This is a genomic window from Acetivibrio ethanolgignens (assembly GCF_001461035.1).
Lineage (GTDB): Bacteria > Bacillota > Clostridia > Lachnospirales > Lachnospiraceae > Velocimicrobium > Velocimicrobium ethanolgignens.
In genome coordinates, this window is the sequence record NZ_LNAM01000185.1 from 1 (window position 1) to 18,887 (window position 18,887).

Here is an 18,887-nt window from a genome sequence, read left to right on the forward strand (position 1 = left end):
AGAATTGTCTATGCAAGAAGAGTTTGTTTTTATTGCAAGGCAGAGCGATAAATCAAAATAAATATGAGGGAGAAAGATTTTATGAGAACAGAAGTAATTTATTCATCATCAGAAGACCATCATGGTTATGGAGCTGGCTCTGGTGATACAGAAAGAATTGAATATCTGTGTCCTTGTGGAAAGGGCAAGGTTGTGGAGGAGCATGATAATATTCCTGGTTTCCCCGTGAACATGATGTTTGGATTCAGTGTGAAGAATGTAGCAAAAAATATAGGATTGATACCTCAAAAGGAGTAAGAGCGTGGGAGTTGGAGGAAAATAACGAATGAGAAAATTTAGGTATTGGTTATTAAATACATTTTGTAAGAATGAATTGTTAGAAATTCATGATCATTATTCACGTAAAGTAAAGCAGATTGAATATGATACAAATAAGAAAAATCAAGATATCGATATTGTTCATAGAATTTTATCTGAAAAGAACAAAGTAATAGTTGGAGAAGCCGATAATAAAAATGGTGAACATGTATTTGTAGTTCAACACGTTTATGGAAACAGTATTGATTTTATGTTATACAGTAGCAGATACAAGGATGTGTGCAATCATCCTAGAATAATGGCAACATATAACAATTTCTATGATGGTAAACCATATGTAAAAATTGAGGATATTCTTGTTGAAGATAATAATGTCGGAAATGGCTCAATTTTGATGCCTTTTTTTATAGAATATTGCAAAAGATTTACGGATGCAAAAAAAATAACAGGTTGGTTATCATCTGTTGACAGTGGCCACTTTGATCGGTCTACCCATTTTTATAAAAAACATGGATTTGAGGTCGGGTTAAATGAAGAAGGTGATTCAGGTGGCATTGAATATCAGCTGAGGGAGGTGAGTGTATAGTGGCAAAATACTCAGATTTCAAGAGTTACATACAGGACAAATATGCAGCTTATTTGCTAAGGCAAGTATCTGATTATGTAAATAAGAACCATGATGGGCAGGGGTTTCATACATTGAATGTACTGTCTATTTGTGATCAGAAGGTTGATAATCTTTCAGTTAAGTCACTACGGTGTACTGATATGCCAGATCCATTTGTGAAGATAGCGGTTAATCTGACGGCAGATATCATTACAATGGGATTAGGCACAAAAAAGTACGAAGCAGATAGAAAGACACGTTGGTTTACAGTTACCATCGTAGCTTGTTTGCGTGATGGTATGGAAATCAAAGAAGATCAGACAACTATTGAAGAATATGCACCCGGAACATGGGATAAGACAACTGCACTTGATGAGTTTGGTGTCCCGTATGTATATGCTGCTGACCTTGAGGATATAGCAGATGATTTCTTTGAATTCTACTGTCAGGATGCAATCTATCACATGTATAACTTTCCTTATGGTCATGTTATGCAGCAGCTTGGAATTTATGCTTATGAGGCAGAGCTTCCTGAAAATACTATGGGGCGCATGTATTTCAAAAAAGATAAGGCTACAGTATATCGTAAGTTTCATCCATATTTTCCGGAAAGAAAAATTGAGGATGAAGACATTGAACCAGGTACAATGCTAATAAGCAAAGATAATTATTTTATGCATAAGACCGGGTGTTACATGATGACAATAGCTCATGAAATAGTTCATTGGTATTATCATCAGAAGTTCTTTAAGATATTGTCATTGCTTGACGATTCGTTAAGTGTTATGAATTGTGAAGTAGAACCACAGAAGTATGATTCAGGAATGACCAGTCTTCAAAAGGCTATGTGGTTTGTTGAATGGCAGGCAAACTCGATAGGGATGAGAATCGCCATGCCTCAGGCGCTTTTTGTACAAGCTGTACAGGAAGCATACGATGCAGCTTCTAAAATTCCAAGGAAAGGTTGTTATTGGGCTGAAGTAGTAGAGGATACAATACATAGAGTTGCTTGCCTTTTTGATGTTTCTGATTTTGCAGCAAAACAACGTGCAATACAGTTAGGTTGGGATGTGGCAGCAGGAACACATATTTATGTTGATGGTCGAAAGCATGCACCGTTCTTTTTTAAGGAGGGTACTCTGGGCCCAAAACAATCCTTTGTAATTGATAAGGCTGGACTGGAGAAGGTCCGTTCTGAGAATGTTCATATTAAAGAATTACTTGATTCTGAGCAGTTTATATATCTGGGATATGTGGTTTGTGCTTTTGATGAGAAGTATGTTAGAGAAGCTACCGATGACGAAAAATTATGGAATTGTTCAGATTATGAACTTACGGATTATGCTCGTGAGCATGTTGACGAGTGCTGTTTGATTTTTGATTGGGAATCTATTTCCGGTGGAAAAGATGATGGTGGTTTTTATGGTCAATGTTATTTAAGCAAGGATATCACAGTTGATAATCGAATTGAGCATGCCTATGATCCATTTTTTGAGAATAATCAATCTGTTGAAGAAATGGCAAAGGCAGCAGCAGACTATAAAGCAATGTACGCTGAGGAAGAAAGAATTTTAAGCGAGACACCTAATAATTTCAGCGAAGCTTTGATTTATCATATGGACCGAAAGCACGTTACTGTTGATGATCTTGCTGCGACGTCAGGTTTAAGTACGACTACAATTAAGAAATATCGCGCAGGGAAAGTAACACCAAATATTGATAATATCATGGCAGTGTTTATTGGTATGAATCTCGGACCTGCATATTGTGAGGATTTACTTGATTTAGCGGAGATTTCACTTAGCAAGAGAACAGATAAAGGTAGAGCATACAAAACATTGATTCAAGAATATACAGATGGAAGTTTGGACCAATGGAATGCTTTTCTTAAAGAATATGGCCTTGAAAGTATTCCAAATAAAAGAAATCAATAAAAATTATGGGTCGGGAGGGGAACTTAAAGTTACCCTTGATAACCCACGATATGATAAGGGTTTTACAGTCAGTACAGCTGTGAAATCCTTATTTTTGTGCTCAAAATAGGAACTTTATGTTGCCTCTCAAATTATAAGAAATCGTCTATCCTAGTTATTGTTACAGGGATATTTCACCCTGTATGGCAATAACGATAGTGTGTTAATTATGATTGACAAGAACATACGTTCTAGTTTATAATTTACTCATTCGCTACCAATAGTTGCTAAACAGATCAGCAAATTGTATCACGACGAGAGCGACACGCTTTTATCCCTTTTGGCTTGTCACTTTCTATCAACAGAGTTTCTCTGATGTAGGAGGTGTAGAGATAGATGGCTCAAGGAAATGAGTTAGTTCACGTGTCTTGTCCTTGCTGTAAGAATAAGCGATTATTTGATGCGGATCCCGCGACCAGCGGAGTTATAAGCATAAAGTGCCCTATTTGCAAAGCTGTAGTGTGCGTTACATTTAAGAACAGAAAGGTAACCAGCAGCAAAGCTTCATAGGCATCAAGGTCAATTATCTAATGCAAATGCTACCGAGCAACGGATCCGTCAGACGAGATACCAAATCGCCGGAGTTATTGCCAAATCGCAAGCGTTTATACGTTTGTGACAAGGTGATAACTCCGGCTTTTTTTATTGCTTTATTTGAGGTCCTGCATGAACTTTTCGGTGATTTCATGAAAGAGTTCTTCGGTCATTTGATTATGCACGTACATGTTGTAAATTTGCAAATATTTAGTAAAGAAGGCGTTGATTCTGATATTTGAATCATCATTATTTCCACCAAAAAGACAGTCAGTTCTTAGGTTATCGATTTGCTCCTCGTCGTATCGGTCAAGAGGGCCTGGATCAAAGTAGCTTGGAAATAAAAATGCACTATATTTTACATCCTCATTGGTTATTTCGCAGTCAGGATAGTTGTCGCGGTAATACGGAGTCATTATTTCTTCTTTGCGTACATGGTCAAAGGTTACAAGCGTACGTTTTTCAATTAAATCCGTGAAGAACTTGCAGATATCTTTTTCTGAACGTTTATCAGCAGGTTTGGTGTTGCCAAGTAACTGGTCAACAGACATTTCAAAGTACTGGGCAATCTTATATACCTGTTCAAGAGTAAAGCACTGCGAGTTTGAAAGGCTAAGTGCTCTACTGAAATTGGATTGTGACATGCCGAGCTCATTGGATAAGGTTTCCTGGGTTATACGTTTCTCTTGCATAAGATTGTAGATTTTTGTTTTTAACATATCAATATTCAAATCTTGCATAGAGCATATCTCCTTTACATAAATGATGAGAAAAACTATTACAATATGAGTTTTGAATATATCATACCACACATTTTAGAATAAATACAACGATAGAAGGTTCGTTCATTCATTTGTGCTTATAGGCTGTGCCTGTGAGTAAAAATGAGCGAATGAAGCTCAAGGTTCAAAGATGGGATGTCTCGCGAACATCCGCCTTAACTTCTTTGAATCAACAAGTAAATAACGAGTCAGTTCTTTAAGGCGGACTGACCACAAAACGAGATGAAGGAATTTGTCTTGGTGGTCAGTTGCGGTCTTTTTTAGCTCCCTCTACCAGTGGGTTCCTTCAGGAAAATCAATGGAGGAAAACCTTATGGTAGAGAAAAATGAATTTTACAGAGACTTTAGTAACCGTGTGTCTTTTAATGGCGCAGCATACAGAGCAGATGAGGTGTTAGCGCCTGTTGTAGTGGATGATGATTACAAGGATTATCTTAGAACCCTTGGCCTTAAGTGGGACAATGTCGAGACTTGGCATTTTCCGTATAGTACTGATGGTGTACCAGTAGCATTTATTCCTGTTAAGAAGGATGAGTTCGATGGCGCAATGAAGTATTTCAATGGTCAGGTAAGTAGATATCTTAAGCGTTTTACAAAAGGCGAGTGGGACAAGCTGTTATCAATTGACGAGATGCTCGAAGCAGCAGAGGATGATGATAAGAAAGGCTATGACCCAACCGGTACTACTGAAAATGAGGACAGAGCATTTCTTGATATGGTATTTAATATGCTTATAGATGATCTTAACAATCAGGATCCTAAATACGGAAAGATTATAACCTTGCTTGCTGATGGATACAAGAAGGGCGAAGTTCTTGATTTAGTTGATCTTGGAAAAGGTAAGACTCAGGGCTATTCATTCATCGAAAAAGCCCAGAAAGCAGCTAGAGAATTATATTTGAAGAAGTACAAAGATTAAATATAATATTTAATGACTAGAAATTATGATATAATAAGTATCATAAAGAAAAAAATGAATATAATAATACAGACAAGAGATTTTGGTATCTTGACAGCGAGGGCATTTGAATATATAATTTAGACAGGTAGGAAACTATCTCAAATGTTTGTTGCTACTCGATATGCAACTAAAACAAGGTCGAGTTCAAATGTTAGTCGCTACTCGATATGCGACGCATCAAGAGATCGAGTTCAAATGTTACGAAGCTCCATTCGAGAGAATGGAGTTTCTTTATTATTAGGAGAAATAGAACAATGGATATAGGACATTTTTATTATTTGAATGATCAATACTTTATTGATTTTCCCGATCCCAAGTTAATGCAGAATAAAGAAACAATTAATGGACAAGTTCATGACAGACCTTGTTTTTATACATTCCAGGATACAAATACAGGAATTTATTGGATGATTCCTTTTTCTTCTAGGGTAAATAAGTTTATTGGGATATATAATCAAAAAGTGCAGAAATATGGGAAATGTGATACGATTATATTTGGTGATGTATTAGGTCATAGAAAGGCTTTTCTTATTCAGAACATGTGCCCAATTACTCCAAAATATATAAAAAATGAGTATATTGATGGGGTTGCCAATATTCCTGTTCGTATTAGTGGAACTTTGGAAAAGGAACTTACAGATAAGGCAAAGAGAGTCCTTGCATTACAGAGAAATGGAATTCCTTTGATTTTTCCGGATGTTTTGAAAATAGAAAAAGAACTTCAGGAACAGAGTGATACATATAATTAATAAAATGGAGTTGTATAACCATCGGCCCTTAATAAGATATCAGGCATCCAGTCAGGAACTCTGGCCATCTGCTTACAAAGCTCATCAAGAGATACTTCCTTTTTGCATTCAATGATAAGTTCATCATGCACATGGCCACAAATAAAGCAATGGGAGAGGGTTTTCATTGCATTCATAAGAAGGTCTCTACTTACAGCCTGAACAATATTCTCGACGAACTTCGGACCATAACTTTCCAGACGTTCCCATTTCTTTGTGGATCCAACACCCTTGTATGTTACAGACTCACCGCCGAATTTATTCTCACCCATTCTTGGCTTTACATAGCTTAAGGTTCTGCCGGATGGAAGTTTGATGAATAACATGCCGCTTTTCCAGAAGATTTTAATACCATGAGTTTCAACTCTGGTATGTAGTTTTACTACAGCTTTTACAGCATTATCAACATCCCACCAGAACTGTACAATGTTTGGATTGGCTTCTCTCCAGGCATCAACAAGTGGCTGCAATTCATCTTCAGTAAGGCCCATTTCGATAGCACCCATAGCTTTTAATGCTCCTACGGATCCGCCATAACCAAGTGCCAATTCTGCGATTTTACCTTTTTGTCTAAGGTGGGCATTCTGCCCATGTTTTTCAACTGGAACACCAAACATTGCAGAAGCACTGGCGCAATAAATATCTCCGTTTTCTTTGAATACTTTTGAACGCCATGTTTCACCAGCTAAGTGGGAGAGGACCCTGGCCTCGATTGCAGAAAAGTCGGCCACATAAAATTCATATCCTGGCTTTGGAATAAATGCTGTTCTAATGAGCTGAGACAAGGTATCTGGTATATCATCATATAACATTTCAAGTGAATCATAATCACCCTGGCGAACAAGTTCTCTGGCTTCAGCGAGATCCTCCATATGATTTTGAGGAAGGTTCTGTAACTGGATAATACGACCAGCCCAGCGGCCAGTACGATTGGCACCATAAAACATAAACATACCTCTAGCACGACCATCTTTGCATACTGCATTTTCCATAGCCTGATACTTTTTGACACTGCTTTTAGCAAGCTGCTGATGAAGCGAGAGTACCTGCGCAAGATCATCTGGTGCAGTTTTAATCATCTCTGCAACAGCCTTCTTTCCAAGAGTATCTGTTTCAAGGCCCTGGTCAAATAACCATGCTTTCATTTGTGCTACGGAGTTTGGATTATCAAGGTCTGTCATTTCTTTCATTTGATCTGAGATTTCACCTTTTGAACGGTCATCAAATGCAATCGCATTAGTAACAACATCCATATCGATTCCAATACCACGATCATTGATTTCCTGGTCTAAGTGGTATTCATCCCACACGAAGTTTGGTACCGGGAACTTAGCCAGACGTTCTTTGATGGCAAGCTCAACCTCAACATCGCGTACATTATATGCTTTGAATGTGGACCATTTATCTGGTGCATGTTCGGGAAGATTTCTGGTTCTTCCGCCATTAGTCTTTGTAGGTTTGCAAGGAACACAGAAGTAACGAATTAGGTCTTTACCTTCTTTCATTTTCTGATCCTTAAGTCCAAGTACAGCACCGACACCTTCCAAACTAAGTGGTAGTCCCATATAAGCGGACCATACCATACTGCAGCGCCAAGACTCTGGATTTAAGTAGTTGCGAACAGTGTCTTCTGGAATGCTATAGCTTACAAAGCGCGCTGGATAATTCTTCCTGAGCCAGTTGGAAAGACAGATTCTTTCAAAGGAAGCATTAAAGGCCCACTTGATAATATTGTCGTTAGTAAGAGCATCCAGGATATCATCGGGAAGAGTGTCACCTGATGCAAGGTCGTATACTGTAACTGGTCCATTATTTATTGATACAGCAAAAAGCAGTATCTCGAAGTTTTCTGATTCAGAGTAGCGGTAGACGCCACCTTTCTTAATATCGACATCGCTGTATGTTTCCAAGTCGATAGACATTTCCTGTATTGTCATAAGAACCTCCTATAAAAACAGGGCAGCAGCACTGTGAGGTACCGCCGCCCGCTTACTACTTATTTTCTTTGTCTGTGGCAGCTCCCTTTTTCTTAAAAAGATTAGGGAAGAGCCAGCCGATTAATCTTTTCATTACTCCGAAGAACCACTTCCAGATTGCTACAAGACCGAAGCCCCAGAAGAATAATGATATTCCAAGGAGAGTACCTCTTATTGAGGCATCAATTAACTGATTTACCATTTCCATTGTCATTGATTGTCACCTGTCTTTCATAAAGTGGCGGCAGGTAGGCCCGCCGCCTTGAGATTGTCAATTGGTTATATTGATTAGCTTAAGAAGTCGTCGTCATCCTCTGTAGCAAAATCTGACTCAGCGCTAGACTTACCACCAAGAGGCTCACCGTCACGCATCTTCTGAAGGTTGTTAAGACCGCAGGCAATACCACGATTACCGTTGGAATTGAAAGCGTAAAGGTTGATTGAAGCTCTACCATACACACCGCTGTATACCTCTGAACGGTCAAGGATAGGCTGGCAATCTGCGTCAACAATTCCAGGTGCAGTAAGGAAATTAAGAGGAATGGGGCTTTTAGATTTGAAAATACATCTTTTATACACCTTTCGATTTTGGTTAGTATGTTATGGATGATTGGAAATTGGTGTGGCATGGTAGTGAAATGGAGCGTTCGATGAACTTGAAAGAGAAGGTCGGAGGCTCTTTTTTTCAAAAAATGTAGATAGTGGATTGACAAAAGTAATAAAAGTTAATATAATATAATTAACCGTTTGGGTAAGAAAAACAAATCAACAAACAAAACACAAAAGGTAATGAGGTGATCTGTTGCAAATCACGTATGAAGATGATTCTGTGAGAGAGTTGTTTGAAGATCTGTGTCAAGTACAAATGCCTAAAGGATTAATGAAGAAGCAAATCGATCCAGAACTGACTCGTGCAGTGAAAAAAAGATATGATCAATTAAGAGCTGCTGATAATTTTTATATCTTTCAAGCGACAGGGTTAGGTAAACCTCATTCATTAACAGGGATGGAAGGTTGTTATGGGGTGCATGTTACAGCAAATTGGAGATTAGTAGTTAAACCAATTGCAAATGATACATTACCTGAAACATTAAAAAATTGTGACACAGTACAGATTAAAGGAGTTGTAGATTATCATGGCAAAGGAGCAAAAAATAATTGGATTATCCCCTGACTTGATTATACATCCCGGAGAAACATTGGCAGAAATATTAGAGGAAAGGGATATGTCCCAAAAAGAATTGGCAGTGCGTACAGGTATGACAGAAAAACATATAAGTACGGTAGTAAAAGGACAAAAAAATATTTCTGTAGCATTTGCCAAAAAACTAGAATACGCGTTGGGGGTTGATGCAAGCTTTTGGATTAATCTTCAAGCTAATTATGATAGAGAACTTTTGGAATTCGAAGAGGTTTACAATATCACAGATGAAGAGTTAGCAATTTTAAAACCATTAAAACAAGTTATGGAATATATGATAGCAAGAAAATGGTTAGAAGAAAATACTAATGAAGCAGAAAAAATTTTATGTTTGCGTAAGATTTTAGCAGTAAGTAATCTAACAGCGATTCCTAACATCACATATAACGCTGCATATCGTGCACAAGTTGCAACAAATGTAAATGTGGATATTTATGTTTTATATGCTTGGCAAAGAATATGTGAATTGAGAACTAAAAATATTATGGTTTCAGATAGTTTGGATTTATCTTTGTTAAAAAGATACGTACCTGAAATCAAAAAACTTATGTTTGAAGATATAAATGTTGTTCAAAACAAGTTAGAAACTATTTTTGCAAAGTGCGGTATTGCGTTTAAGATTGTTAAACATTTTCAAGGTGCTCCGGTTCAGGGATTCATAAAAAAAACAGATAATGATAAGTTAATTTTGTGTATGACGATTCGAAAAGGAAGAGCAGATATTTTTTGGTTTACTCTATTTCATGAAATTGGTCATATTCTTAACGGCGATATTAAGCAAAAATTTATTGATTTTGATTCGACTCAAAGTGATATGGAAGCTAAAGCAGATGCATTTGCACGCGATACATTAATGGATTTTTTTGAATATAAAGAATTTGTTATGCAAAAAGATTATTCATTAAGTGCAATTGAAACTTTTGCTAAAAAACAAGGGGTAAAAAGTTATATTGTTATTGGACGATTGCAGTCAGATAAAATTTTAGGATGGGATCAATATAGCAATAGAATTGATACTTATAAATGGGCGGAATAAAATAAATTGGAGGTGATAGGAAATCATATATTACTAGGATTGTTAAAACAAGAATGGCAATAGAAACAAAAAAAGAACTGAAGCGGCAACTTCAAGTTCTTTCTCTGTTGCAATGACCAAGAGATGTTTCCTGCTTGACAGTTTGGAAATTTATGATAGAATATGAGGTATGTAGCAATAAGAAAAGGTAATGACGATGCAAAAGGCTGATATTTTCTTACAGAGAGAGGAAGTCACTGGCTGGAAGCTTCCTTAAGTTCAGATAGCAGCTCAATTTCACATCAGAGGCCGCAGGACAGAAGGCTGGAGGCTGTGTAGGTTCTGCCGCGTACATGGGCGTTATTCATGAAAAGGAGTGCTCGGTTTTACCGGGAAGCAGGGTGGTACCGCGATAATTCGTCCCTTGGCATTAGCCAGGGGATTTTTTTATTCGATAGGAAAGTGCATCCTATCGAATAAAAAAACGCTCCGCTAAGGATCGCACTGCGGCGGTATGGAAGAATATGAAAAGAGAAAGGAATGGAAAATATGAAGGAGAAGCTGAAAGGCATCGTAGAAAGTGCAGTTGCACAGATTAACGAGTCAGACGGGATGGACAAATTAAATGAAATCCGGGTTTCCTTTTTAGGTAAAAAGGGAGAACTGACAAGTGTTCTTAAATCTATGAAGGAGGTGGCTCCTGAGGAGCGTCCTTTGGTAGGACAGCTGGTAAATGATGCCAGAGCTGAGATTGAAGCTCTTTTAGAGGAAAAAAAGACTGCTTTTGCTAAGAAAATGAGAGAAGAGCAGATTAAGAAGGAAACCATAGACGTTACACTTCCGGCGAAAAAGCCTGTGATGGGACGGCCTCATCCAAATACCATTGCCCTGGAGGAGATTGAAAATATCTTTATCGGCATGGGCTATGAGGTAGTAGAAGGCCCAGAAATAGAGTATGATTACTATAACTTCGAGGCACTGAACATTCCGGCAAATCATCCAGCCAAGGATGAGCAGGACACCTTCTATGTCAACAGTAATATTGTTTTGCGTACCCAGACCTCATCTACTCAGGTACATGAGATGGAGAAGGGAAAGCTTCCGATTCGTATGATTGCACCGGGAAGAGTATTCCGTTCTGATGAGGTGGATGCGACCCATTCTCCATCCTTCCATCAGGTAGAAGGCTTGGTTATTGATAAGAATATTACCTTTTCTGATTTGAAGGGAACACTGGCAGAGTTTGCAAAGAAGCTTTTTGGTGAGGATACTAAGGTTAAGTTCCGTCCGCACCATTTCCCATTTACAGAGCCAAGTGCCGAAATGGATGTTTCCTGCTTTAAATGCGGCGGTAAGGGCTGTCGGTTCTGTAAAGGCTCCGGCTGGATTGAAATCTTAGGCTGTGGTATGGTACATCCGCATGTACTGGAGATGAGCGGCATTGATCCACAGGAATATACCGGCTTTGCCTTTGGTGTAGGCCTGGAGCGTGTGGCACTGTTGAAATATGAGATTGACGATATGCGTCTGTTATATGAAAATGACGTACGCTTCTTAAAGCAGTTCTAACAGAAAGGGGAAAGAAAGATGAATACACCATTATCATGGATTAAAGCCTATGTACCGGAGCTTTCCTGTACTCCACAGGAATATACCGATGCTATGACCCTGACAGGAACGAAGGTAGAGGGCTTTGTAGAATTAGATAAGAACCTGGAGAAAATTGTAGTAGGAAAGATTTTGAAGATAGAAAGGCATCCGGATGCTGATAAGCTGGTAGTATGCCAGGTGCAGATAACAGAAGACGGAGAGACTGTACAGATTGTAACCGGAGCTCCTAATGTAAAAGAAGGACAGAAGGTTCCTGTGGTACTGGACGGTGGCCGTGTGGCGGGCTCTGCTCATGATTCTGAGCCTCATCCGGATGGAATTAAGATTAAAAAGGGCAAGCTAAGAGGAGTAGATTCCTTTGGTATGATGTGCTCCATCGGTGAGCTGGGGGCTGATAGAGAAATGTACCCGGATGCCGCAGAGGACGGAATCTATATTTTAAGTGATAATCCGGATTATGCAGATGCAAAAATCGGTTCTTCTGTACCAGAGCTTTTGGGCCTTAGGGATTCCGTATTTGAATATGAAATCACCTCTAACCGTGTAGATTGCTTTGGTGTTCTGGGAATTGCCAGAGAAGCGGCAGCGACCTTTAAAAAGCCCTTTGTACCTCCGGTAATTACAGAGACTGGTAACAGTGAAAAGGCTTCTGACTATATCTCTGTAGAGGTAAAAGACACAGACCTTTGCCCACGCTACATTGGCAGAGTTGTAAAAAATATTAAAATCGGCCCTTCACCGGAATGGATGAAGCGTCGTCTGGCAGCAGCTGGTATCCGTCCAATCAACAATATCGTAGATATTACCAACTATGTTATGGAGGAGTATGGACAGCCAATGCATGCCTATGACCTGGATACTATCGCAGGTAAGAAAATCGTGGTAAAGAGAGCAGCTGACGGAACAGTATTCCAGACTCTGGATGGACAGGAAAGAAGCTTAGATTCCTCTATGCTGATGATTTGCGATGGAGAAAAGGAAATCGGCATTGCCGGTATCATGGGCGGCGAGAATTCTAAAATTACTGATGACGTAAAGACCATGCTTTTCGAGGCAGCCTGCTTTGATGGAACCAATATCCGTTTGTCTGGCAAAAAGCTGGGTATGAGAACGGATGCTCAGGCGAAGTTTGAAAAAGGGCTTGATCCGAACAATGCTCTGGAGGCGATTAACCGTGCCTGCCAGCTGGTAGAGGAGCTGGGTGCCGGTGAGGTTGTCGGCGGAAGGGTAGATGTATATCCAAATCCATGGCAGCCAAAGCGTGTAAGCTATGATGTAGAAAAAATCAATGCCCTCCTAGGCACAAATGTGAGTGAGGACACAATGCTTTCTTATTTTGAAAAAATTGATTTGGCAGTTGATAGGGAGAAAAAGGAGCTGATTGTGCCTACCTGGAGACAGGATATTAACTGTCTGGCAGATATAGCAGAGGAGGTTGCACGTTTCTATGGTTACGACAACATTCCTATGACACTGCCAAAGGGTGAGGCTACTACTGGTGGCCTTTCCGGGAAACTGATTGTTGAGAAAAAGGCAAGAAACATCGCTGAAGGTTTCGGATTTTATGAGGGAATGACTTATTCCTTTGAAAGTCCAAAGGTATTCGACAAGCTGTTACTTCCAGCAGAGGATAAGCTTCGCAAGACCGTTGTAATTTCTAACCCTTTGGGCGAGGACTACAGTATTATGCGAACGATTTCCTTAAATGGTATGCTTTCTTCTCTTTCTACAAACTACAATCGTAGAAATAAGAGTGTACGTCTCTATGAGGTAGGAAATATTTATCTACCAAAGGCACTGCCTTTAACAGAGCTCCCTGAGGAGCGTACCCAGTTTACTCTTGGTATGTATGGTGAGGGCGACTTCTTTGATATGAAGGGTGTTGTAGAATCCATTCTGGAAGCCTGTGGACTGGAGGGAAGAAAGGTCTATAATCCAAAAGCCGGACGCCCATACCTGCATCCGGGCCGCCAGGCAGACATCATCTATGATAATGAGGTAATTGGTTATCTCGGCGAGGTACATCCAGAGGTATTAGATAGCTACAGTATCGGAACTAAGGCATATGTGGCTGTTCTTGATATGCCGGAGGTTGTAAAACGTGCCGGAGCCGTTAAGAAATATAAGGGTCTTGCAAAATATCCTGCGATTACCCGTGATATTTCCATGGTAATGCCAAAGGAAATTCTGGTAGGTGAAGTAGAGGAAATCATTCGCAGGAAGGGCGGCAAGCTCATGGAGCACTGTGACCTCTTTGATATCTACGAGGGAAGCCAGATTAAAGAAGGCTTCAAGTCCGTAGCCTATTCTATCTCCTTCCGTTCCGCAGAAAGAACTCTGGAGGATAAGGAAGTAAATGAGCATATGGAAAAGATTCTAAAAGCCCTGGGTGAAAGAGGAATCGAGCTGCGGTCATAAAGTAAATTTTGGTTTGTAGATTTATTTTGATTTTCAAGAAACGAAAAGAGTGTTGTTATATCAGCCCTTCTTCGTATAGCTTATTCGCTATAATAACAACACTCTTTTATGTCTCCTGAAATTCAAAAAAACTACAATTCAAAATTACTCGTGTATTTCTCCAACTTTCCAGTATTTTCGGGCTTTCCCGCCCATCAACATCTATGTAATTTGCACTTTTCCCTTATTTTTTCCCTTGTGAGGAAGCTATAAGGGAAAAGTGTTGTTTTCGTCTTAATCGTTCCCTACTACCTTATCAAGAAGCCTTGCTGAATTCTTCTTGGCTTCCCTTGTAGCGTGGGCGTAAATATTCATTGTGGTACTTACTGCGGAATGTCCCAAGAGCTCCTGCACATCCTTTGGTGGTGCTCCGTTTGCTAACAGATTGCTTGTGTAAGTGTGTCTTAATGAATGGAAGTGGAAGTTTTCAAATCCTTTCAGGTGCTTCCTGATTGACCTGCACATCCAGTCCAGTGCTTCCCTTCCTAAGTACATTCCATCCTGTCTGACACACACCAGAGAAATCTCTGTGTAGTCCTCCGGCACTTCCTGTGTTCCGTCCAATGAATACAGTTCGTAGTAAACTCTGTTCTTTTCTCTGACTTCCTTGTAGTAATTCCTCTGATAAAGCTGTCCGTACTGAAAGCGTTGCTTATGCTGTTCCTTTTTCGCCCTTCGTAAGATTTCTGCGAGAGTATCGCCAAAATCCACGATTCTGACCTTTTTACGCTTGGTAGGTCCAAGCTCCAGCTTATGCCTTGCATTGTTCCTGCTTAAGCTCCTACGCACCGTCAGATACTGTTCCTCTAAGTTGATGTCATCCCAAGATAACCCGGTCACTTCCCCAATTCGCAGACCTGCATAATAGGCTATCTGCACTGCCAACAGTGAGGAGCTTTTCTTTTGGGTAAGATAAGCTACGATTTCATTGTACTGCTGGTGGGTAATGGTCTTTTCCTGCGGAAAATCTTCATCCTCCGTAGCGAACAAATCTACTTCCTGCGTCGGTCGTCTGATTACTACATACTGCATAGGGTTGAAACTGATATACTGCTTTGGAAACACCGCATACCGGAAAGCCCTCTGTAACACGGCTGAAAACGAATGGATACGGTCAATGCTTAACGGTTTTGCTTCCGTACCATCGGGAGCCGTTCCACCGAAACTTAAATAATCCATAAATTCCTGCATGTGTTCACTCGTGACTGTCCGAAGCTTTCTTTTGCTTAAAGGGTGTCTCTTAATAATCTTCACCACCCCAAGATAAAGGGTTACAGTGTTATTACTAAGGGAACTGACCTTCAGTTCCTCATCCACCCACACATCCAAAAGCTCTCCCAGTGTGATATTCTCCGTTTTGGCTACGATCTTCTTACTTTCGTATTCCTCCATAGCCTTACGGAGCAGTTTTTCCGTTTCCGACTTACTTTCTGTTCCTACGCATTCCTTCTGAACCAAGTTACCACTGGCATCCTCCACATAATAGCGGTAATACCATTTCTTGCCTTTTTTCCTTACAGAACCTTTTGCCATAATCGTTTCTCCTTTCGATATCGACAATCGGAACTGATGAAATGCTTCTTGCGTGTAAGTATATCATAACTCCGGTTGTCTAACTATACCGATTCGGAATCTTCCGATAAAAGATTTGCAAGCCTCTGTGTGGCTGTCTCCGGTTTCTTGGAATAGAGCCTTATCACATCCGCCATGTCATTAAAGGCATTGACTGTGTGAGTAATCTCCCTAAGAAACATGATTTCGTTGTATTCCTTATTCGATTCAAAACCTATGGTGGCTGCTATGTCCGCATTCTCTGTGTTGCCCTTAAAGTTCTTACAGGCAAACTGGAAGGAATCCATAAACAGCTCATACTCCTGTAACATCAGTAGCAGTAGGTCTTTCGAGAAGTCAGCTTCCTCATTATTAAGGTCAAAGGGTAAGCGGTTTAAAATACTGCTCATTGCATCACGAATCTGTAGTTCCCTTTTATCCGTAATGTCTGTTTCGTATTCCTCTGCTTCGCCTTTGAGCCATTCCACGGATACATGAAGTGCCTCTGAAAGTCCATCCAGCACCAGCTTCTTGGTGTTGTCGATTGTTCCGGCTTCATATCTCTGAATAGTGGAAGCTGTCACTCCTATCTTTTCAGCTACATAAGGCTGTTTCAATCCAAGCTCCAATCTTCGCTGTTTTGCCCTGCTACCGATTAGCTTGCGTAATTCTTTGTCTTTCATCTTCATACGCCTCCTTTTTCGGTATGGTACTACTATAACATACATCTTCCGTAATTGCAATATACAAATTAATAATTATTTTTAAAATTTCGTAACGCTTGACGGAATGATATAAAAGGTTTATAGTAGGCTTAGTCAAAAATTGCATAATGCAATTCGCAAGGAGGTGATTCAATGACAGAAATGAAAATTGCCTTATCCATTGAGGAAGCAGCCGACTATACCGGTATCGGAAGAAATACACTCCGAGACCTGGTAAAGTGGAAGAAGCTCCCGGTACTTCAGGTAGGACGAAAGGTTCTTATAAAGACTGATATACTGGAGCAGTTCATGGAAGCCAACGAAGGCAGGGACTTAAGGGATAAGAATACTGTCAAAGCAGTTAACAGAAAAACTGCTGTAACTTAAAAGGGTGGCTTCCTACGAAACCACCCTTTGGTATGTATCAGACCGAAGCCATGATATACCTACACGCAAATAGATTATATCATGTGCTTCCTCTGGTATCAACCAAAACTTACGGGAAAGGAGTAGGAATTTTACAGGTCAATTTCATCTTGAAGTGAGTGGTGCTAACCTCTAGACGCAGGTCTTTCATAAGCCCTCGGCGTTTGAGAGCGAAATACACCCTTCGCACAAATCTTCGATTTGTACTCTGGGTATTTCGCGATTGCATCGAGCTCTTATTGCCGGATACGGCATAGTGTTCGTAACCGGACACCTAAGTGTCCACTCACTTATATAATCCTTCCGCCTCTTTCCCTAAGTAACATTTACGAGAGGAGGAAGCACTATCGAAAGAAATTCATTTATTCAAATGAGCAAGCTCCACAATGTCCGTGGCAGGATTACCTATATATCCAGTCACGCCAAGCAGGAAAATCTATATGCGGTCTATGAAACAACTGACCGCCACTACTGGACGGAGCTTGCTAGATTCAATCAGCAGGAATTTCTAAAAAGCGGTACGGAAGGGAAATGTATCGAGGCAAGGGAACTGATTATAGCCCTGCCGGAATCCTTTCCCGACCTCTATGACCCCAACAAGCTGTTACAGATGTTTACCAACCGCTTTAAGGAAAAATATGGTGTAGAGTGTGTATCAGCCCTGCACCACAACAAACGCAAGACCAACTATCATATCCATCTCATCTTTTCCGAAAGGGAGCTGTTACCGGAACCCATAGAAAAGATTGCAACACGCAATATGTTCTACAACGAACAGAAAAAGCATGTACGCACCAAGAAAGAGATACTGGATGATAACGGGAATGTCCGTAAAGGTTGTAAGATAATCCAAAAAGGCGAAGTCTATGAGCGAACCTTATTTACCGCCAAGAACAAGCTGTTCAAGCAGGAGCATTATCTGGACGAAGCGAAACGCTTCTATACCGACCTTATCAATCTTCTGATAGAGGACGATAAAGACAAGCTTCATGTATTCGATAGAAACGGATTGTACCTTGCCACCAAGAAAATCGGTAAGAATAATCCCAAAGCCGAACAGATAAAGGAAGATAATGAGGTGCGTATGCAGTGGAATCACGAAGTAGACAGAGCATTAGTCAGTCAAGTGCCGGAGGATGAGATACGCCAGATAAAGAATAAATTTATCACAGACCGTATCAGAGACTCCATCAAGGTATGGGGCAACAAACCAGAGTTACTTGCCAATATCATACGAAAGGCAACTGCAAGACTGGTACTTCTGATTTCCAAGATTCTGACAGCCGCTAGGGAACTGAAAAACAAGCTGTTCCATGAGGCTCTTGAAAAAGAATATGGAAGCAAGGCTGTTATAAAAGCAGAGGTTGCTGAACAGCCCAAGCCACAGATACCTCCAAGACCGGTTATGCCACCGGAAGCTGCCGTTTTCCCAAGACTTCAAAAAATCAAAGTTTCGCTTGATAAACACAATCATCTTATCTTTGAAGCAGAGCATGAACGGACAAAACTGGAGATTGAATTAAGCGATTTAAAGGGACTTGCAAGGCTTACCAAGAAAAAGGAGCTTGAAAACAGGATTGCCACCAAAAACGAGAAAATCCGAACCTTCAAGGCTGGATTATCCGGTATCGTCAGACAACATGGATTTGCAACGGTGCAGGATTTCTACACAGCGTTTTATACCGCACAGCGTGCCACAGACGCATATCAGAAAGAATGTGCCAAGTGGGAAGAAACCTACGGAGAGAAATCTCCGAAACCTGAAACCATACACAAAAAGATACAACGATATCAAGAGCAAGCTGACAAGCAGAACGTCAACCGACCTTACCAAAGCAGAGATAAAGGGGCGAGATAAAATCGCCCCTCTGCATTGTGTTAAATATTACAATTTGAAACAAAGAAAGAAGTTATGATTGTATCATTTGAGGGCGTAAAAAATCTTGTGTCTTTGGATCTTGAATCTTTCTGATAAAAATTAGA

General features: G+C 40.1%; 16 protein-coding genes and 1 pseudogene. 11 read left to right on the forward strand and 6 right to left on the reverse strand.

Annotation, left to right across the window (positions count from 1 at the left end):
- Positions 1 to 81: 81 nt before the first annotated feature.
- The 3 genes from ASU35_RS14050 to ASU35_RS14060 are packed head-to-tail and all read left to right on the forward strand — an operon-like array spanning position 82 to position 2,859.
- Complete coding sequence (locus ASU35_RS14050) at positions 82 to 297, forward strand: hypothetical protein (RefSeq protein WP_242861291.1); 216 nt, start codon at positions 82 to 84, stop codon at positions 295 to 297.
- A gap of 28 nt (positions 298 to 325) precedes the next feature.
- The gene (locus ASU35_RS14055) at positions 326 to 904 is read left to right on the forward strand and encodes a hypothetical protein (RefSeq protein ID WP_058353614.1); all 579 of its coding nucleotides are present in this window, start codon (positions 326 to 328) and stop codon (positions 902 to 904) included.
- Entirely contained in the window at positions 904 to 2,859 is a 1,956-nt protein-coding gene (locus ASU35_RS14060) for a helix-turn-helix domain-containing protein (protein WP_058353615.1), read from the forward strand. The genes ASU35_RS14055 and ASU35_RS14060 overlap by 1 nt, the downstream gene beginning before the upstream one ends.
- Positions 2,860 to 3,548: 689 nt before the next feature.
- On the opposite strand, the gene ASU35_RS14065 is transcribed toward ASU35_RS14060, so the two are convergent.
- Positions 3,549 to 4,172 (reverse strand): helix-turn-helix domain-containing protein, encoded by a 624-nt coding sequence (locus tag ASU35_RS14065; RefSeq protein ID WP_058353616.1) that lies wholly within the window; start codon positions 4,170 to 4,172, stop codon positions 3,549 to 3,551.
- A 355-nt stretch (positions 4,173 to 4,527) separates the two neighbouring features.
- On the opposite strand from ASU35_RS14065, the gene ASU35_RS14070 reads away from it, so the two are divergent.
- Positions 4,528 to 5,133 (forward strand): hypothetical protein, encoded by a 606-nt coding sequence (locus ASU35_RS14070; RefSeq protein WP_058353617.1) that lies wholly within the window; start codon positions 4,528 to 4,530, stop codon positions 5,131 to 5,133.
- Positions 5,134 to 5,429: 296 nt separating this feature from the next.
- Complete coding sequence (cptIN, locus tag ASU35_RS14075) at positions 5,430 to 5,924, forward strand: type III toxin-antitoxin system CptIN family toxin (RefSeq protein ID WP_058353618.1); 495 nt, start codon at positions 5,430 to 5,432, stop codon at positions 5,922 to 5,924.
- Here cptIN and ASU35_RS14080 read toward each other — a convergent pair.
- From ASU35_RS14080 to ASU35_RS14090, 3 genes and pseudogenes are all read right to left on the reverse strand, one after another.
- The gene (locus ASU35_RS14080) at positions 5,921 to 7,900 is read right to left on the reverse strand and encodes a DNA polymerase (protein ID WP_058353619.1); all 1,980 of its coding nucleotides are present in this window, start codon (positions 7,898 to 7,900) and stop codon (positions 5,921 to 5,923) included. The genes cptIN and ASU35_RS14080 overlap by 4 nt on opposite strands.
- Before the next feature lie 55 nt (positions 7,901 to 7,955).
- Positions 7,956 to 8,153, reverse strand: coding sequence for a hypothetical protein (locus ASU35_RS14085; RefSeq protein WP_058353620.1), 198 nt, complete (start codon positions 8,151 to 8,153; stop codon positions 7,956 to 7,958).
- 74 nt (positions 8,154 to 8,227) lie between these two features.
- Positions 8,228 to 8,473: pseudogene (locus ASU35_RS14090) on the reverse strand (ssDNA-binding protein); the annotation flags it as partial.
- A 268-nt stretch (positions 8,474 to 8,741) separates the two neighbouring features.
- On the opposite strand from ASU35_RS14090, the gene ASU35_RS14095 reads away from it, so the two are divergent.
- The 4 genes from ASU35_RS14095 to pheT all read left to right on the forward strand — a co-directional run bounded on the left by ASU35_RS14095 (position 8,742) and on the right by pheT (position 14,184).
- The gene (locus tag ASU35_RS14095; RefSeq protein ID WP_058353621.1) at positions 8,742 to 9,113 is read left to right on the forward strand and encodes a type II toxin-antitoxin system RelE/ParE family toxin; all 372 of its coding nucleotides are present in this window, start codon (positions 8,742 to 8,744) and stop codon (positions 9,111 to 9,113) included.
- Complete coding sequence (locus tag ASU35_RS14100; RefSeq protein WP_058353622.1) at positions 9,076 to 10,176, forward strand: HigA family addiction module antitoxin; 1,101 nt, start codon at positions 9,076 to 9,078, stop codon at positions 10,174 to 10,176. Before ASU35_RS14095 ends, ASU35_RS14100 begins: the two co-directional genes overlap by 38 nt.
- Before the next feature lie 528 nt (positions 10,177 to 10,704).
- Positions 10,705 to 11,724, forward strand: coding sequence for a phenylalanine--tRNA ligase subunit alpha (pheS, locus tag ASU35_RS14105; RefSeq protein ID WP_058353628.1), 1,020 nt, complete (start codon positions 10,705 to 10,707; stop codon positions 11,722 to 11,724).
- Between the two features lie 18 nt (positions 11,725 to 11,742).
- Positions 11,743 to 14,184: a phenylalanine--tRNA ligase subunit beta gene (gene pheT, locus ASU35_RS14110; RefSeq protein ID WP_058353623.1), complete on the forward strand. Its 2,442-nt coding sequence runs from the start codon at positions 11,743 to 11,745 to the stop codon at positions 14,182 to 14,184.
- 273 nt (positions 14,185 to 14,457) lie between these two features.
- Here pheT and ASU35_RS14115 read toward each other — a convergent pair whose 3' ends face one another.
- Both ASU35_RS14115 and ASU35_RS14120 read right to left on the reverse strand, forming a co-directional pair.
- Positions 14,458 to 15,756, reverse strand: a complete 1,299-nt coding sequence (locus tag ASU35_RS14115; RefSeq protein ID WP_058353624.1) for a tyrosine-type recombinase/integrase — start codon at positions 15,754 to 15,756, stop codon at positions 14,458 to 14,460.
- An 83-nt stretch (positions 15,757 to 15,839) separates the two neighbouring features.
- The gene (locus ASU35_RS14120) at positions 15,840 to 16,457 is read right to left on the reverse strand and encodes a helix-turn-helix domain-containing protein (RefSeq protein WP_058353625.1); all 618 of its coding nucleotides are present in this window, start codon (positions 16,455 to 16,457) and stop codon (positions 15,840 to 15,842) included.
- A gap of 174 nt (positions 16,458 to 16,631) precedes the next feature.
- On the opposite strand from ASU35_RS14120, the gene ASU35_RS14125 reads away from it, so the two are divergent.
- Together ASU35_RS14125 and ASU35_RS14130 are read left to right on the forward strand one after the other, a co-directional pair.
- A complete protein-coding gene (locus ASU35_RS14125; RefSeq protein WP_058353626.1) occupies positions 16,632 to 16,865 on the forward strand; it encodes a helix-turn-helix domain-containing protein in 234 nt (77 codons plus the stop codon).
- A gap of 409 nt (positions 16,866 to 17,274) precedes the next feature.
- Positions 17,275 to 18,762 carry a MobA/MobL family protein gene (locus tag ASU35_RS14130; RefSeq protein ID WP_172794653.1) on the forward strand — a complete coding sequence of 496 codons (1,488 nt, stop codon included), beginning with the start codon at positions 17,275 to 17,277 and terminating at the stop codon, positions 18,760 to 18,762.
- Positions 18,763 to 18,887 lie beyond the last annotated feature (125 nt).